This window comes from Streptomyces sp. PR69, assembly GCF_026420845.1.
GTDB lineage: Bacteria > Actinomycetota > Actinomycetes > Streptomycetales > Streptomycetaceae > Streptomyces.
The window spans coordinates 153,678-168,645 of sequence record NZ_JAOWCB010000008.1 but is presented as its reverse complement, the minus strand read 5'-3'; the positions used below and the strand labels follow the sequence as shown (position 1 = coordinate 168,645).

Annotated in this window: 14 protein-coding genes; 8 read left to right on the top strand and 6 right to left on the bottom strand. The window is 70.5% G+C overall.

Annotated elements, in window-relative coordinates:
* Positions 1-74: 74 nt before the first annotated feature.
* Positions 75-836, bottom strand: a complete 762-nt coding sequence (ppgK, locus tag OF819_RS10785) for a polyphosphate--glucose phosphotransferase (RefSeq protein WP_267243195.1) — start codon at positions 834-836, stop codon at positions 75-77.
* A gap of 30 nt (positions 837-866) precedes the next feature.
* Positions 867-1,853, bottom strand: coding sequence for a 4-hydroxy-3-methylbut-2-enyl diphosphate reductase (locus OF819_RS10780; RefSeq protein WP_416370504.1), 987 nt, complete (start codon positions 1,851-1,853; stop codon positions 867-869).
* Between the two features lie 121 nt (positions 1,854-1,974).
* Here OF819_RS10780 and OF819_RS10775 point away from each other — a divergent pair, with 121 nt between their 5' ends.
* From OF819_RS10775 to OF819_RS10760, 4 genes are all read left to right on the top strand, one after another.
* Positions 1,975-3,363 carry an APC family permease gene (locus OF819_RS10775; RefSeq protein WP_267243193.1) on the top strand — a complete coding sequence of 463 codons (1,389 nt, stop codon included), beginning with the start codon at positions 1,975-1,977 and terminating at the stop codon, positions 3,361-3,363.
* Positions 3,364-3,490: 127 nt separating this feature from the next.
* Positions 3,491-4,699, top strand: coding sequence for an exodeoxyribonuclease VII large subunit (gene xseA / locus OF819_RS10770; RefSeq protein WP_267243192.1), 1,209 nt, complete (start codon positions 3,491-3,493; stop codon positions 4,697-4,699).
* Positions 4,700-4,828: 129 nt separating this feature from the next.
* Complete coding sequence (locus tag OF819_RS10765) at positions 4,829-5,101, top strand: exodeoxyribonuclease VII small subunit (RefSeq protein ID WP_267243191.1); 273 nt, start codon at positions 4,829-4,831, stop codon at positions 5,099-5,101.
* Positions 5,102-5,226: 125 nt separating this feature from the next.
* A complete protein-coding gene (locus OF819_RS10760; RefSeq protein WP_267243190.1) occupies positions 5,227-5,814 on the top strand; it encodes a malonic semialdehyde reductase in 588 nt (195 codons plus the stop codon).
* A 101-nt stretch (positions 5,815-5,915) separates the two neighbouring features.
* Here OF819_RS10760 and OF819_RS10755 read toward each other — a convergent pair whose 3' ends face one another.
* Positions 5,916-6,434: a DUF4245 domain-containing protein gene (locus OF819_RS10755; protein ID WP_267243189.1), complete on the bottom strand. Its 519-nt coding sequence runs from the start codon at positions 6,432-6,434 to the stop codon at positions 5,916-5,918.
* A gap of 146 nt (positions 6,435-6,580) precedes the next feature.
* On the opposite strand from OF819_RS10755, the gene glpX reads away from it, so the two are divergent.
* Positions 6,581-7,612 carry a class II fructose-bisphosphatase gene (gene glpX / locus OF819_RS10750; RefSeq protein WP_267243188.1) on the top strand — a complete coding sequence of 344 codons (1,032 nt, stop codon included), beginning with the start codon at positions 6,581-6,583 and terminating at the stop codon, positions 7,610-7,612.
* Between the two features lie 76 nt (positions 7,613-7,688).
* Here the strand turns inward: glpX and OF819_RS10745 are convergent, their stop codons facing one another.
* Positions 7,689-8,039: a WhiB family transcriptional regulator gene (locus OF819_RS10745; RefSeq protein WP_267243187.1), complete on the bottom strand. Its 351-nt coding sequence runs from the start codon at positions 8,037-8,039 to the stop codon at positions 7,689-7,691.
* A gap of 164 nt (positions 8,040-8,203) precedes the next feature.
* A complete protein-coding gene (locus OF819_RS10740) occupies positions 8,204-8,875 on the bottom strand; it encodes a DUF1707 SHOCT-like domain-containing protein (protein WP_267243186.1) in 672 nt (223 codons plus the stop codon).
* A 217-nt stretch (positions 8,876-9,092) separates the two neighbouring features.
* On the opposite strand from OF819_RS10740, the gene OF819_RS10735 reads away from it, so the two are divergent.
* Entirely contained in the window at positions 9,093-10,757 is a 1,665-nt protein-coding gene (locus OF819_RS10735) for a fumarate hydratase (protein ID WP_416370503.1), read from the top strand.
* A 158-nt stretch (positions 10,758-10,915) separates the two neighbouring features.
* Here OF819_RS10735 and OF819_RS10730 read toward each other — a convergent pair whose 3' ends face one another.
* Complete coding sequence (locus OF819_RS10730) at positions 10,916-12,454, bottom strand: ricin-type beta-trefoil lectin domain protein (RefSeq protein WP_267243184.1); 1,539 nt, start codon at positions 12,452-12,454, stop codon at positions 10,916-10,918.
* A 107-nt stretch (positions 12,455-12,561) separates the two neighbouring features.
* On the opposite strand from OF819_RS10730, the gene OF819_RS10725 reads away from it, so the two are divergent.
* Both OF819_RS10725 and OF819_RS10720 read left to right on the top strand, forming a co-directional pair.
* Positions 12,562-13,959, top strand: coding sequence for a class II fumarate hydratase (locus tag OF819_RS10725; protein WP_267243183.1), 1,398 nt, complete (start codon positions 12,562-12,564; stop codon positions 13,957-13,959).
* 111 nt (positions 13,960-14,070) lie between these two features.
* On the top strand, positions 14,071-14,772 hold the full coding sequence (locus tag OF819_RS10720) for a DUF402 domain-containing protein (protein ID WP_267243182.1): 702 nt from the start codon (positions 14,071-14,073) through the stop codon (positions 14,770-14,772).
* Positions 14,773-14,968: the final 196 nt, after the last annotated feature.

The window sequence follows — 14,968 nt, the reverse complement described above, 5'->3', positions numbered from 1 at the left end:
GCAGGCACCGGTCAGCACAAGGACCCGTCAGCACAAGGCCCGTCACCGCACAGACCCATCAGCACAGGGGCCCGTCACCGCAAGGGCCCGTCCGCGGGGGCCGCCGCCGTCATCGCCGCGCCCACGATGCCCGCGTTGTTCTGCAGCTCCGCCGGGACGATCTCCGCCCGGATGTCCTTGATCAGCGGCAGAAACTTCTCCGCCTTGCGGCTCACCCCGCCGCCGATGATGAACAGCTCGGGCGAGAACAGCATCTCCAGATGCGCCAGATACTTCCGCACCCGGCGCGCCCAGTGCTCCCAGCTCAGGTCGCCGTCCTCCTTCGCCTTCGTCGAGGCGCGCTGCTCCGCCTCATGGCCGTGCAGCTCCAGATGGCCCAGCTCCGTGTTCGGCACGAGACGGCCGCCGACGAAGAGCGCGCTGCCGATGCCGGTGCCGAGCGTCAGCATCAGCACCGTGCCCTCGCGGCCGCGGCCCGCGCCGAAGGTCATCTCCGCGATGCCCGCCGCGTCCGCGTCGTTCAGCACCGTCACGGGCAGGCCGCCGAGACGGTCGCTCAGCAGCTTCGCCGCGTCGACATCGAGCCAGCTCTTGTCGACATTGGCGGCGGTGCGGGTGACGCCGCCCGTCACCACCCCGGGAAAGGTGACGCCCACCGGGCCGGACCAGCCGAAATGCGTCACGACCTCCGCGACCCGGTCGGCCACGCCGTCCGGCACGGCCGGGTGCGGTGTGAGCACCTTGTGCCGGGGCTCGGCCAGATCGCCGCGCTCCAGGTCCACGGGAGCGCCCTTGATCCCCGAGCCGCCGATGTCCACTCCGAAGACGACGTCCATGGACACAACGTTACGGGCCCGCGCCGACAGTCACTCCTTGGCGAGTTCGGCCGCCTCGGAGCGCAGATCGCGGCGGAGCTCCTTCGGCAGCGAGAAGGTGATCGACTCCTCGGCCGCCTTGACGATCTCCACATCCTCGAAGCCGCGCTGGGACAGCCATTCCAGTACGCCCTCGACCAGCACGTCCGGCACGGACGCGCCCGAGGTCACGCCGACCGTGGTCACACCCTCCAGCCAGGTCTCGTCGATCTCGTCGGCGTAGTCCACCAGATGGGCGGCGCGCGCGCCCGCGCCGAGCGCGACCTCCACCAGACGCTTGGAGTTGGAGGAGTTCTGCGAGCCGACCACGATGACCAGGTCGGACTCGGCGCCCATCTGCTTCACCGCGATCTGGCGGTTCTGCGTGGCGTAGCAGATGTCGTCGCTGGGCGGTGAGACGAGCAGCGGGAACTTGGTCTTGAGACGGTCCACCGTCTCCATCGTCTCGTCGACCGAGAGGGTGGTCTGGGAGAGCCAGACGACCTTCGACGGGTCGCGGACCTCGACCTGGTCGACATCGTCCGGGCCGTCGACCAGGGTGATGTGCTCGGGGGCCTCGCCTGTGGTGCCGATGACCTCCTCGTGGCCCTCGTGGCCGATCAGCAGGATGTCGAAGTCGTCCTTCGCATACCGCACGGCCTCCTTGTGGACCTTCGTCACCAGGGGACAGGTGGCGTCGATGGTGGCGAGCTTCCGCTCGGCCGCCTCTTCGTGGACGGTCGGCGCGACGCCGTGCGCCGAGAACATCACGATCGAGCCCTCGGGCACCTCCGCCGTCGTCTCGACGAAGATCGCGCCCTTCTTCTCCAGGGTCTGGACGACGTACTTGTTGTGAACGATCTCGTGACGGACGTAGATCGGGGCCCCGTACTGCTCCAGGGCCTTCTCGACGGCGATTACGGCGCGGTCCACGCCCGCGCAGTAGCCGCGGGGGGCGGCGAGCAGGACGCGACGGGCAGGAGTCGGCGTAGCAGTCATGCGCACCATCGTAAGGCCGCGTCGCTGCCCCGTGAGATCACCCGCCGGGCCGAGACTGGGCCCTCGGGAGTGCGCAGGGGCCGAAAGGGAACGGAAGGGGGGCGAAAGGAGCACGGGCGCGATGGACGCTGCGCGGACGTCAGAGCCGCGGTCCGGGAGCGAGCGCCACACCGGGCTGCGCCGCACCCTCGGGTTCCGCGATCTCGTCGTCTACGGGCTGCTGTTCATCGCCCCCATGGCCCCTGTGGGGATCTTCGGCGCCCTGGACGCCCGGTCCCATGGGGCCGTGGCCCTGGTGTACGTCGTCGCGACGGTCGCGATGGCCTTCACCGCCCTGAGCTACGCCCAGATGGTGCGGGTGGCCCCGCAGGCCGGATCGGTGTTCGCGTACGCCCGCAAGGGGCTCGGCGAGGCTCCCGGGTTCATCGCCGGGTGGATGGCGATGCTCGACTATCTGCTGATCCCCGCCGTCGCCTATCTCTTCTCCGGAATCGCCATGGAGGCGCTGGTTCCGTCCGTGGACCGGTGGGTGTGGACCTCGCTCGCGGTGGTCGTGACGACGCTGCTGAACCTGTGGGGCGTGCGGCCCGCCGCGCGGGTCGGCTTCGCCGTGCTCGCCATGGAGATCGCCGTCCTGATCGTGTTCGCGGCGGCCGCCGCGGTCGTGCTCGTACGGGATGGAGCGCAGCGCGACTGGCTCTCGCCGTTCACCGGGGACGCGGGCTTCTCCGTGGCGGCGGTGCTCGGGGCCGTGTCGGTGGCCGTGCTGTCGTATCTGGGCTTCGACGCGATCGCCTCTTTCGCGGAGGAGGCGACCGGGGGGTCCCGGAAGGTGGCGCGGGCGGTGCTGTTCTGTCTGGCGCTCGCCGGGGTGCTCTTCGTCGTCCAGAGCTATCTGGCGGCCCTGCTGGAGCCGGTGTCGTCGGCACAGCTGGCGGAGCGGCCGGAGCTGCAGGGGGCGGCGTTCTACGACGCGGTGGACGCCTCGGTGGGGGTGTGGCTGCACGACCTGGTGGCGGCGAGCAAGGCGATCGGTGCGGCGTTCGCGGCGCTGGCGGGGCAGGCGGCGGCGGGCCGGCTGCTGTTCGCGATGGCCCGCGGCCGCCGGCTGCCGCGGGCCCTGGCCCGTACGGACGCGGGTGTTCCGCGGGTTGCCCTGCTGCTCGCGGCGGCCGTGACGATGGCGGCGGCCGTGTGGGCGGCGCGCCGTGACGACGGGATGGACCATCTGGTGTCCGTGGTCGACATCGGGGCGCTGACGGCGTTTGTGATGCTCCACGCGAGCGTGGTGGGCTGGTTCGCGGTCCGCCGGATGGCGGGGCCGCCGCACTGGCTGCGCCATGTCGCCGCGCCGGTGGCGGGCGCGGGCATCCTGATCGCCGTCATCACGGAGGCCGCGGGATCGGCCCAGGCGGTGGGGGCGGTCTGGCTGGGCGCGGGCCTGGTCGTGGTGACGCTCCAGCGGCGTCGTCCCGCCGCTCGGCGGACACCCCGCGACCGCTCCCCGTAGCCGCGCGGACGGAGCGCGCCGCACAGGCTCCCTGCCGCCGCGGGGCCCGTGGGATCCGCGCCGCCGCGCGGGGCACGGCGCGGGAAGCCGTATGGGGCTGTCGGCGGTGGCCTATACGCTCGCACGCATGGCTCTCAAGACGACCGCAGAAGCGCCGCTGCCCGTCGGCGAGGTGTCGCGGCTCATCGGCGGGTGGATCGACCGGCTCGGGGCCGTATGGGTCGAGGGGCAGATCACCCAGTTGTCGCGGCGGCCCGGGGCCGGGGTGGTGTTTCTGTCGCTGCGCGATCCGTCGTACGACATCTCGGTGAGCGTCACCTGCTATCGGCAGGTCTTCGACGCGGTCGCGGACGTCGTGTCCGAGGGCGCGCGGGTCGTCGTGTACGCCAAGCCGGAGTGGTACGCCCCGCGGGGACAGCTCTCGCTGCGGGCGGCCGAGATAAGGCCGGTGGGCGTCGGGGAGCTGCTCGTCCGGCTTGAGCAGCTCAAGCGGGCACTCGGGGCGGAGGGGCTGTTCGCCGCCGAGCGGAAGAGGCCGCTTCCGTTTCTGCCGCACCGGGTGGGGCTCGTCTGCGGCCGGTCCTCTGCCGCGGAGCGCGATGTGCTGGAGAACGCCCGGCACCGCTGGCCGCACGTCCGCTTCGAAGTGCGCAATGTGGCGGTGCAGGGCGTGCACGCCGTCGCGCAGGTCGTGCAGGCGGTCAAGGAGCTGGACGAGCACCCGGACGTCGACGTGATCATCGTCGCGCGCGGCGGCGGCAGCGTGGAGGACCTGCTGCCGTTCTCGGACGAGCAGCTGGTTCGCGCGGTCTTCGCGTGCCGTACGCCCGTGGTGTCCGCGATCGGGCATGAGCCGGACTCCCCGCTGCTCGACCTCGTCGCGGATCTGCGCGCCTCCACCCCGACGGACGCGGCCAAGAAGGTCGTGCCGGACGTCGGCGAGGAGCTGGACCGGGTGGACGCCCTCAGGGACCGTGCGCTGCGCTGTGTGCGGGCGCTGCTCGACCGGGAGGAGCGGGGGCTCGCCCACGCCCTGGCCCGGCCCTCGATGGAGCATCCGCACCGGATGGCAGACGAGCGGGAGGCGGAGGTCGAGGCGCTCGCGGCGCGCGGCCGCCGGGTGTTCGGGCATCTGCTGGACAGGGCGGAGTCCGAGCTGTCGCATACCCGCGCGCGCGTGGTGTCGCTGTCGCCCGCCGCGACGCTCCAGCGGGGCTACGCGGTGCTCCAGCGGGCGGACGGGGCCGTCGTGCGCTCCCCGGATGACGTGACGGAGGACGAGACGCTGCGGGCGCGCGTCAGCGAGGGGGAGTTCACGGTGCGGGTCACCGAGTGAACAGCGCGACGCACAAGGCGCGGACAATCCGCGGCGGACAATGCGCGGCGGACAATGCGCGGACGGGGCGCGGACAGGGCGCGGACAGGCGCGCAGAGGACGCCGACGACACGGACATAGGGTGATCACATGACTGCCAAGACCGACGACGCGGCCGTTCCCGGCTATGAGCAGGCGCGGGACGAGCTGATCGAGGTCGTACGCCGGCTGGAGGCGGGCGGCACGACGCTGGAGGAGTCGCTCGCCCTCTGGGAGCGCGGCGAGGAGCTGGCCAAGGTCTGCAAGCACTGGCTGGAAGGCGCCCGCGCCCGGCTGGACGCCGCTCTGGCCCGCGAGGAGCAGGGCGAGGAGGGCGCGGAGGGCAAGCAGGGCGAGCGGGGCGCAGAGAACCACGAGGGCTGACCGGAGGCAGCCGCTGTGAAGCGGATCACCGAACTCCGGATTTAGTTGAAAGTTAATCTATCAACGACGTACGGTGGAGCCGTCACCCGATGACGCTTTACATCTTTTGTTCGGAAGGTCCCTGTATGTCCCTCGTCCTTGACCCCACCGCCCAGGACCTCCTCTTCCGCGAGGCCCGCACCGCCAACGCCTTCACCGACGAGCCGGTGACCGAGGAGCAGGTGCAGGCGATCTACGACCTGATCAAGTACGGTCCGACCGCCTTCAACCAGACGCCGCTGCGCATCGTCCTCGTCCGCTCCGACGAGGCCCGCGAGCGGCTCGCCCCGCTGATGGCCGAGGGCAACCGCGCGAAGACCTCCGCCGCCCCGCTGGTCGCGATCCTCGCCGCGGACAACGAGTTCCACGAGGAGCTGCCCGCCCTCTTCCCGCACTTCCCGCAGGCCAAGGACTTCTTCACCGAGCGCCCCGTGCGTGAGCGCGCCGCCGGTTTCAACGCCGCGCTGCAGGCCGCGTACTTCATCGTGGGCGTCCGCGCCGCGGGGCTCGCGGCCGGTCCGATGACCGGGTTCGACTTCGCGGGCGTTCAGAAGGAGTTCCTGGACGACGACCACTCCCCGCTGATGATCGTCAACATCGGCAAGCCCGCCGAGGGCGCTTCCTTCCCGCGCTCCCCGCGTCTCGCCTACGACGAGGTCGTCACGACCGTCTGAGCCCCCGTACGCGGTCACACGCTCACACACGCGGCAGGCCGCCGCACCCGACCCGGGTGCGGCGGCCTGCCGCGTACTCAAGAAGTCAGGAGGTCAGGAGGTCAGGACGCCTTGAGCGCGGCTGCCATCTCCGCCAGCCGCTCCAGCGGCGCGGTGCCCGTGACCACCGTCGTCGCGCCGTTCTCCTGGCGCACCAGCGCGTCGTACTTCGGGCCTTCCCACTGCTTCCAGGTCTGCCCGGCCACCTGCCGCGTCTTGCCGGTGTCCGCGGCCCCGTGGGTGATCTCCTCGATGTACTTCTCGGCGGGCGCCGTGGACTGCTCGACCGCGACGTACTCCCGCTCCGGGTCCAGGAAGCCGAGGTGCCAGGCGCTGCCCTCCGCCCCCTTGTACGTCACCGAGGTCGGCTTCCAGCCCTCCGCCAGGCCCTCCGGCGCGGCCACCGGGTACGGGGCGGCGCGCCGGGCCGTGGCCAGCTCCACGCGGTAGTCGACCGGCTTGATGGGGTCGGCCTTGTCGTCGTGCGGGATGAACAGGTAGATGCCTCCCGCACAGGCGCAGATCAGCGCCATCGAGAGAACCATGTCCCGCACCGTCTTGATGCCTCGCTTGCCTGCCACGGGCCCTATGGTCGCATCACGCCCGAAGCGCTCAGACTCGAGGGGGGTCCGCTCAAACGTGGGGCCCTCTGCTCAATTTATCGACCTACCGATAGAGTCACAGCACCCTCTCATCCGGCCGTCGTCGTACAGAAAGGTGCGCTCCGATGACCGAGCACCACTTGCCGTCCCAGCTTGAGGTCTCCCCCGAGGCCCCCGACCGCAACCTCGCCCTGGAACTCGTCCGGGTGACCGAGGCCGCCGCGATGGCCGCCGGCCGGTGGGTCGGCCGCGGCGAGAAGAACGGTGCGGACGGCGCGGCCGTCAAAGCCATGCGGACCCTCGTCCACACCGTGTCGATGAACGGCGTCGTCGTCATCGGCGAGGGTGAGAAGGACGAGGCCCCGATGCTCTACAACGGGGAGCGCATCGGCGACGGCACCGGAGCCGAGTGCGACATCGCCGTCGACCCGATCGACGGCACCACCCTGACGGCCAAGGGCATGCCCAACGCCATCGCGGTCCTGGCGGCCGCGGACCGCGGCACCATGTTCGACCCGTCCGCGGTCTTCTATATGGACAAGCTGGTCACCGGCCCGGAGGCCGCGGACTATGTCGACATCAACGCCCCGGTGTCGGTGAACATCCGCCGTGTCGCCAAGGCGAAGCACTCCGCGCCGGAGGATGTGACCGTGGTGATCCTGGACCGCCCCCGCCACGAGGGCATCGTCAAGGAGATCCGCGAGACGGGCGCCCGGATCAAGTTCATCTCGGACGGTGACGTCGCCGGCTCGATCATGGCCGTCAAGGAGGGCACCGGCGTCGACCTGCTCCTCGGCATCGGCGGTACGCCGGAGGGCATCATCTCCGCCTGCGCCATCAAGTGCCTCGGCGGCACCATCCAGGGCAAGCTGTGGCCGAAGGACGACGACGAGCGGCAGCGCGCGATCGACGCGGGCCATGACCTGGACCGGGTGCTGCACACCGACGACCTGGTCAGCGGCGAGAACGTGTTCTTCGTCGCGACCGGCATCACGGACGGCGAGCTGCTGCGGGGCGTGCGCTACCGGGCGGAGACGGCGACCACGCAGTCCCTGGTGATGCGCTCCAAGTCGGGCACGATCCGGCAGATCGACTCGACGCACCGGCTGTCAAAGCTGCGCGCGTACAGCGCCATCGACTTCGACCGCGCGCAGTAACCAGCAGCAGAGGCAGCAGGCAGCAGCAGAGACACAGAGAAGGGGCGCCCTGTCGACGGTCGGGGCGCCCCATTCCTCAGGCGGCGGCGGACTTCTTCAGCTCCATCTCGCGCCGCCTGCGCCGCGCCAGGACCACACGGCGCTCCGCGGCGGTGAGCCCGCCCCACACCCCGTACGGCTCGGGCTGGAGCAGCGCGTGCTCCCGGCACTCGACCATCACGGGGCAGCGTGCGCAGACCCGTTTCGCAGCCTCCTCGCGGGACAGCCGTGCGGCGGTCGGCTCCTTCGACGGCGCGAAGAACAATCCGGCCTCGTCCCGGCGGCACACCGCCTCCGCATGCCAGGGACCGGCCTGATCTTCCCGCGCCGGAATGCGCTGCGACGGAACGGCGGCTACCTGCAGGGACTGATGCGGCAGTTGCAGCACGGTCTACTCCTGACGACGGCTTCGCGAGCGAGAGAGACGATGCAGCAGTCCCTACCCGCTGTGCGCGGCCCTATGCACTGAGTGGCACTGAGTTCCGATGTACGGAATTGCATACAGGCGCACAAGGCTGAAAAGCACTCCGGCGCGGCCCTGTCGGCGGGGTGTCAGCGGAAGTGTTTGCGCAGGCGGTCGTGGAGGTCGGCGATACGGCGGCCGCGCTTCGGCTTCGCCTCCACATTGCCGAAAACCGCATACCCGTTGACGGCCACGACCGGGGCTTCCGGGTCCTCGGCCTCCAGGCTGACGACCTCGAAATTGCCGCAGAATCCGGAGCCCGCGCCGCGCAGCGTGATGTTCTCCGGGACACGGACCTCGATGTTCCCGAAGACGGACCCCGCGTCGATCACCGTCAGGCGCTGCTCGAAGAGCGCCTCGGTGAGGTCGATCTCGATGTTGCCGAAGAGGGAGAATGCCTTCAGTCTGCGGTTGACGCGCCAGCGCCCCTTTCGGGTGTTGCTGGAGAAGACGGCGACGAGGCTGTCCGCGGGACGGGCGCCGGCCCCGGGGCCCGGCAGGTCGTCCGGGAAGCGGTACGGGTCCGGGGCGGGGCGGCTCCGCGACGGCGCGGGGAGGTCCCGTACGAGAGGTTCCAGCTCCGAGACGGTCTTGGCCCGGTAGACCGCGTCGATGCGCTCCGCGTGCTCCTCGGCGTCGAGCCGGCCCTCGGCCAGCGCCTCCCGGAGGATGTCGGCGGTCCGGTCGCGGTCGGCGTCCGAGGCGCGCAGCGGGGCGGGCGTCTCGGGCGGGGACGTGGCGTCATGCTTCTCAAGGTCCACGGGCCCAGGGTAGCGAAACGCGATAGATCGCGACAGGGGACGCGAGTCTGGCTGCGGTCCGCCCGGAGGGGCCGGCTGCCGTCCGGCTGCCGTCCGGCTGCGGGCCGCCGCAACTGAGCCTTACCTCACAGAATCGCCCCCGAGCCCTCGCCCTACGCTTGAGGACGTGCTGCCAAAGGAGGCCGCGCCGCCGTCTGCCGAGTGAGGAATGGCCGTAATGGAGTTTGCGTACACCGATCTGCTCCCCCTGGGAGAGGACACCACGCCCTACCGCCTGGTGACGTCCGAGGGTGTCTCCACCTTCGAGGCCGACGGCCGTACGTTCCTCAAGGTCGAGCCGGAGGCGCTGCGCCAGCTCGCCGCCGAGGCGATCCACGACATCCAGCACTATCTGCGCCCCGCGCACCTCGCCCAGCTCCGGCGCATCATCGACGACCCCGAGGCGTCGTCGAACGACAAGTTCGTCGCCCTCGACCTGCTGAAGAACGCGAACATCGCGGCCGCGGGCGTGCTGCCCATGTGCCAGGACACCGGCACGGCGATCGTGATGGGCAAGCGCGGCCAGAACGTGCTGACCGGGGGGCGGGACGAGGAAGCCCTCTCGCGCGGCATCTACGACGCGTACACCAAGCTGAATCTGCGGTACTCGCAGATGGCCCCGCTGACCATGTGGGACGAGAAGAACACCGGCTCGAACCTCCCCGCGCAGATCGAGCTGTACGCGACCGACGGCGGCGCGTACAAGTTCCTCTTCATGGCCAAGGGCGGCGGCTCCGCCAACAAGTCCTTCCTCTACCAGGAGACGAAGGCCGTGCTCAATGAGGCGAGCATGATGAAGTTCCTGGAGGAGAAGATCCGTTCGCTGGGCACGGCCGCCTGCCCGCCGTACCACCTGGCGGTCGTCGTCGGCGGCACCTCCGCCGAGTATGCGCTCAAGACCGCGAAGTACGCCTCCGCGCACTACCTCGACGAGCTGCCCGACGAGGGCTCGGCCCTCGGCCACGGCTTCCGCGACAAGGAGCTGGAGGAGAAGGTCTTTGAGCTGACGCAGAAGATCGGCATCGGCGCGCAGTTCGGCGGCAAGTACTTCTGCCATGACGTGCGCGTGGTCCGGCTGCCGCGACACGGCGCGTCCTGCCCGGTCGCGATCGCCGTGTCCTGCTCCGCCGACCGGCAGGCCGTCGCGAAGATCACGGCGGAAGGCGTGTTCCTGGAGCAGCTGGAGACGGACCCTGCGCGGTTCCTGCCGGAGACGACGGACGAGCATCTCGACGAGTCCGGGGACGTCGTCAGGATCGACCTGAACCAGCCGATGGACAAGATCCTCGCCGAGCTGACCAAGTACCCCGTCAAGACCCGGCTCTCGCTGACCGGACCGCTGGTCGTGGCGCGCGACATCGCCCACGCCAAGATCAAGGAGCGGCTGGACGCGGGCGAGGAGATGCCGCAGTACCTCAAGGACCACCCGGTGTACTACGCGGGGCCGGCCAAGACGCCGGAAGGCTACGCATCCGGGTCCTTCGGGCCGACGACCGCCGGGCGGATGGACTCGTACGTGGAGCAGTTCCAGGCGGCGGGCGGCTCCAAGGTGATGCTGGCAAAGGGCAACCGGAGCAAGCAGGTCACCGACGCGTGCGGTGCGCACGGCGGCTTCTATCTGGGGTCGATCGGCGGGCCCGCGGCGCGGCTGGCGCAGGACTGCATCAAGAAGGTCGAGGTCGTCGAGTACGAGGAACTCGGGATGGAGGCGGTGTGGAAGATCGAGGTGGAGGACTTCCCGGCGTTCATCGTCGTCGACGACAAGGGGAATGACTTCTTTCAGGATCCGGCGCCCGCGCCGACGTTCACGTCGATTCCGGTGCGGGGGCCGGGCCTGGCCTGACGGAACCTGGGGGCTCCGCCCCCGGACCCCCGCGCCTCAATCGCCGGCGGGGCTCAAAGAGCCCGTCCGGCGATTGAGGACACGGCCGAAGGCCGTACCGGGGGTCTGGGGGCTCAGGCCCCCAGTTGCGGGAAGGGGCGGGGCAGGGGAGAACCCCCCTACACGAACCGCTGCGCCCCCGATCCGTCACACCGCTGCAACCTCACCGGCTCACCCACCCCCGCGACCGTCGCGCACAGCCCGGTCGCGGACGCCGGGCGCAACGTCCCCGCGTCGCGGATGAAGCGCTGGTTCGCGCCGCCGTGGCAGTCCCAGACGATCAGCTGCGCGCCCGCGCGGTAGTCGCCGCCGGGGACGTCGAGGCAGCGGTCCTGGCTGAGTTCGGTGTGCAGGTACCGGCGGTCGGGGTCGTACCACCAGTTCTGGTTGCGGCCGCCGTGGCAGTCCCAGCCCAGCACGCGCGTGTCGTTGCGGCTGACCGCACCCTCCACGTCCAGGCAGGCGCCGCTCGCCTCGGCCCTGACCGGCTTGAAGACGTCGTCCCAGGCGAAGGGGTACAGCGCGGGCTTGCCGCTCGACGCCACGTCCGCGCAGCTCGCCTCGCTCAGGCCGGAGTCATAGAGCTGGGTGAGGCAGGAGGCGAAGGCGGCGTGGCCGCGGGCGTTGGGGTGGAAGGACTGGCGGACCGAGTTGGAGTCCGGCGGGAAGGGGTTGGAGAGGTCGATGTAGAGCCCCCGCGCCCAGGTGTTCTGGTAGCACACCTCATGCCCGTGGAAGAGGCGTGAGTTGTCCAGATAGGCCGCCCCGGTCGACCGCGCGGCCTTGCGCATGCCGCGCTCGAACGCCGGTACGGCCGTGTTGCGGCCCCACACGGTGTCGGAGTCGTATCCCATGCCGCCGCAGATCAGCTTGCCGGGGAAGTCGGGGTTGTCGCGGAAGTCGGGCCCGATGGGGCTCGGGTAGCCCATGACCACCAGCTTGTAGTCGCCGTCGGTGTATCCCGCGTCGCGCATCACGGTGCGCAGATCGCGCACCGTCTGCTCGACCTTGGGGACGAGGCCGTCGACGCGGGCCTGCCAGCCGGGCGCGTACTTCGGCTCGCAGGGGCCCTGGAACAGGATGTAGCGGGTGACGCAGTCGGTCATCACCGGGCCGAACTGCAGATCGTCGTTGGCGCCCGCGACCAGCAGCACCATCTTGATGCGGGTGTTGCGGGCCTTGATGGCGAGGTTGTCGCTCTGGACCAGTTCGTCGGCGTACTGCTTGTGGCCGCCGATGCGGATGTTGCCGGTGTACGCGCCGGAGCAGGAGACGTTGTACGTCATGTCGGCTTCGATGCCCGTGCGGTGGATGGCCGCCTCGGGTGAGCGGTGGCACCAGTTGTCGGGTCCGTTGGTGCCGGGTTCATAGACGCCGACGCCTTCGCCGGATATCTCGCTGTCGCCGAGCGAGATCAGTCCGGTCTTGCGTGCGGCGAGCGGGCGTTCCTCAGGGCTGCCGTACAGCTCGACGGCCTCGGCCGCCCGGATCGACTCCAGTTCGGGTGGGAGGGGTGCGGATGCTCTCGCCGCGGCGGCAGGCGATGCGGGAGCGGCCGTGGCGGGGGCTCCTCCCGCCAGGGCGCCGAGCCCGAGTGCTGCCGCCAGCGCTGCGGCGGTCGCCGCCGTACGCCGAAGTCTGTGTCTGGTGCGCGCCATTGCGCCTCCCCGGTTTGTGGTTGTCACCGGTATTTACTGGCCGGTAGCGCAGTTGGGAATAGAAAGAACAAGACAAGTGCTCAACTTTTTCAGGAGGGATGATCCTGATGACCGATGCGAGCGAGTACCGGACAGAGCACGACTCCATGGGGGAGGTCCGCGTCCCCGCCCATGCCAAGTGGCGTGCGCAGACGCAGCGGGCCGTGGAGAACTTCCCCGTCTCCGGGCAGCGGCTGGAGCGGGCCCATATCGAGGCGCTGGGCCGGATCAAGGCGGCGGCCGCTCTGGTCAACGCCGAGCTGGGCGTCCTTGACAAGGAGCTGGCCCATGCCGTCGCGGATGCGGCCGGGGAGGTCGCCGAGGGCCGCTGGGACGGGCATTTTCCGGTCGACGTCTTCCAGACCGGCTCCGGCACGTCCTCCAATATGAACGCCAACGAGGTGATCGCCACGCTCGCGACCGAGCGGCTCGACGGCCGCGAGGTCCACCCCAACGACCACGTCAACGCCTCGCAGTCGTCCAACGACGTCTTCCCGTCCTCCATCCATATCGCCGCGACCGCCGCCGTGACCCGCGATCTGATCCCCGCGCTGGAGCATCTGGCGGCGTCCCTGACCCGTAAGTCGGAGGAGTTCTCCGGCGTCGTCAAGGCCGGTCGCACCCATCTGATGGACGCCACGCCGGTGACACTCGGCCAGGAGTTCGCGGGCTATGCGGCGCAGATCCGGTACGGGGTGGAACGGCTGACGGCCTGTCTGCCCCGGCTGGCCGAACTCCCCTTGGGCGGCACGGCCGTCGGCACCGGCATCAACACCCCGCCCGGCTTCTCCGCCGCCGTCATCGCCGAGGTCGCCCGCACCACCGGGCTGCCGCTGACCGAGGCCCGCGACCACTTCGAGGCGCAGGGGGCACGCGACGCACTGGTGGAGACCTCCGGGCAGCTCCGTACGGTCGCGGTCTCCCTCACCAAGATCGCCAATGATCTGCGCTGGATGGCGAGCGGCCCCCGCACCGGCCTCGCGGAGATCAGCCTGCCGGATCTGCAGCCCGGCTCCTCGATCATGCCCGGCAAGGTCAACCCGGTGGTGCCGGAGGCGGTGCTGATGGTCGCCGCGCAGGTCATGGGGAACGACACCACGGTCGCTGCGGCCGGGGCGTCGGGGAACTTCGAGCTGAATGTGATGCTCCCGGTCATGGCCAAGAACCTGCTGGAGTCGATCCGGCTGCTCGCGAACGCCTCCCGGCTGCTTGCCGACCGCACGGTCGACGGCATTGCCGCCAACGCGGAACGGGCCCGCGAGTACGCGGAGTCCTCCCCGTCCGTGGTCACCCCGCTGAACAAGTACATCGGGTACGAGGAGGCCGCGAAGGTCGCCAAGAAGTCGCTCGCCGAGCGGAAGACCATCCGCGAGGTCGTCCTGGAGTGCGGCTATGTGGAGCGCGGTGCGCTGACCGTGGAGCAGCTCGACGAAGCGCTGGACGTGCTGCGGATGACCCGGCCCTGAAACCCGCGGGGCCCGCTGCCCTGGACGCACGGGACCCGCGGCCGCACCGCCACCGCCACCGCCGTGACCTGCATCGCAGCGCGCTCCCCTGCGCCCTTTTAAGATCTGCTCATGACAGGCAGGTCGGGCACGGCGGGCCCGGAACGCGCCGTACGCTTCAGCCGCGGGGACCAGATCCTCTGGCGGTACCGCGGCCATGCCCCGGACGCGCAGGGCCGCGGCGTCCACATCTGCCGCCCGGTGACCGTCGTCCAGGACACCGACGAACTGCTCGCGGTGTGGATGGCCCCGGGGACGGAGTGCGTCAAGCCGGTGCTCGCCGACGGCACCCCCGTGCACGAGGAGCCGCTCGCCACCCGCTATACGGCCCCGCGCACGGTCGCCCGCGCACGCTGGTCCGGCACGGGCGTGCTCAAGCTGGCCAGCCCCGGGCAGCCGTGGTCGGTGTGGCTGTTCTGGGAGCGCGGCTGGCAGTTCCGCAGCTGGTACGTCAACCTCGAGGAGCCGCAGACCCGATGGGCGGGCGGCGTCGACTCGGAGGACCACTTCCTCGACATCTCCGTCTATCCGGACCGCAGCTGGATCTGGCGGGATGAGGACGAGTTCGCCCAGGCACAGCGCGTGGGGCTGATGGACGCGGCCAAGGCGCGCCGGGTGCGGGAGGCGGGCCAGTCGGCCGTCGAGGTGATCCGGGGCTGGGGCGCGCCGTTCCGCGACGGCTGGGAGCGGTGGCGTCCCGACCCCGGGTGGGAGGTGCCCGAGCTGCCGGAGGACTGGGACCGGGTGGAGCCGGCGCCCCGGCTGGCCTCATAGCGCGGACGCCCTTGTGCGGGCCGCGCGCCGGCGCGCGGCTGTCCTCCGTTCAGCTCCGGTGTCGCTGAAGTGACTGATTCCGGTACGGGAACGCACTCCGGCGCATACCGCCTCGTGAGACTCTTGATGCGCCCCCTGGTGGCAAACGTAGGATCGTCGTCCGCAAGGCTGGACAGCCTCGGGCGCATAAGACATG

Bases quoted from the DNA above. Each gene is read 5' to 3' on its own strand.
- OF819_RS10720 (WP_267243182.1), top strand. From the start codon at position 14,071: ATGACAGGCAGGTCGGGCACGGCGGGCCCGGAACGCGCCGTACGCTTC.
- OF819_RS10775 (WP_267243193.1), top strand. From the start codon at position 1,975: ATGGACGCTGCGCGGACGTCAGAGCCGCGGTCCGGGAGCGAGCGCCAC.
- OF819_RS10730 (WP_267243184.1), bottom strand. From the start codon at position 12,454: ATGGCGCGCACCAGACACAGACTTCGGCGTACGGCGGCGACCGCCGCA.
- glpX (WP_267243188.1), top strand. From the start codon at position 6,581: ATGACCGAGCACCACTTGCCGTCCCAGCTTGAGGTCTCCCCCGAGGCC.
- OF819_RS10780 (WP_416370504.1), bottom strand. From the start codon at position 1,853: ATGACTGCTACGCCGACTCCTGCCCGTCGCGTCCTGCTCGCCGCCCCC.
- OF819_RS10760 (WP_267243190.1), top strand. From the start codon at position 5,227: ATGTCCCTCGTCCTTGACCCCACCGCCCAGGACCTCCTCTTCCGCGAG.
- xseA (WP_267243192.1), top strand. From the start codon at position 3,491: ATGGCTCTCAAGACGACCGCAGAAGCGCCGCTGCCCGTCGGCGAGGTG.
- ppgK (WP_267243195.1), bottom strand. From the start codon at position 836: ATGGACGTCGTCTTCGGAGTGGACATCGGCGGCTCGGGGATCAAGGGC.
- OF819_RS10735 (WP_416370503.1), top strand. From the start codon at position 9,093: ATGGAGTTTGCGTACACCGATCTGCTCCCCCTGGGAGAGGACACCACG.
- OF819_RS10725 (WP_267243183.1), top strand. From the start codon at position 12,562: ATGACCGATGCGAGCGAGTACCGGACAGAGCACGACTCCATGGGGGAG.
- OF819_RS10765 (WP_267243191.1), top strand. From the start codon at position 4,829: ATGACTGCCAAGACCGACGACGCGGCCGTTCCCGGCTATGAGCAGGCG.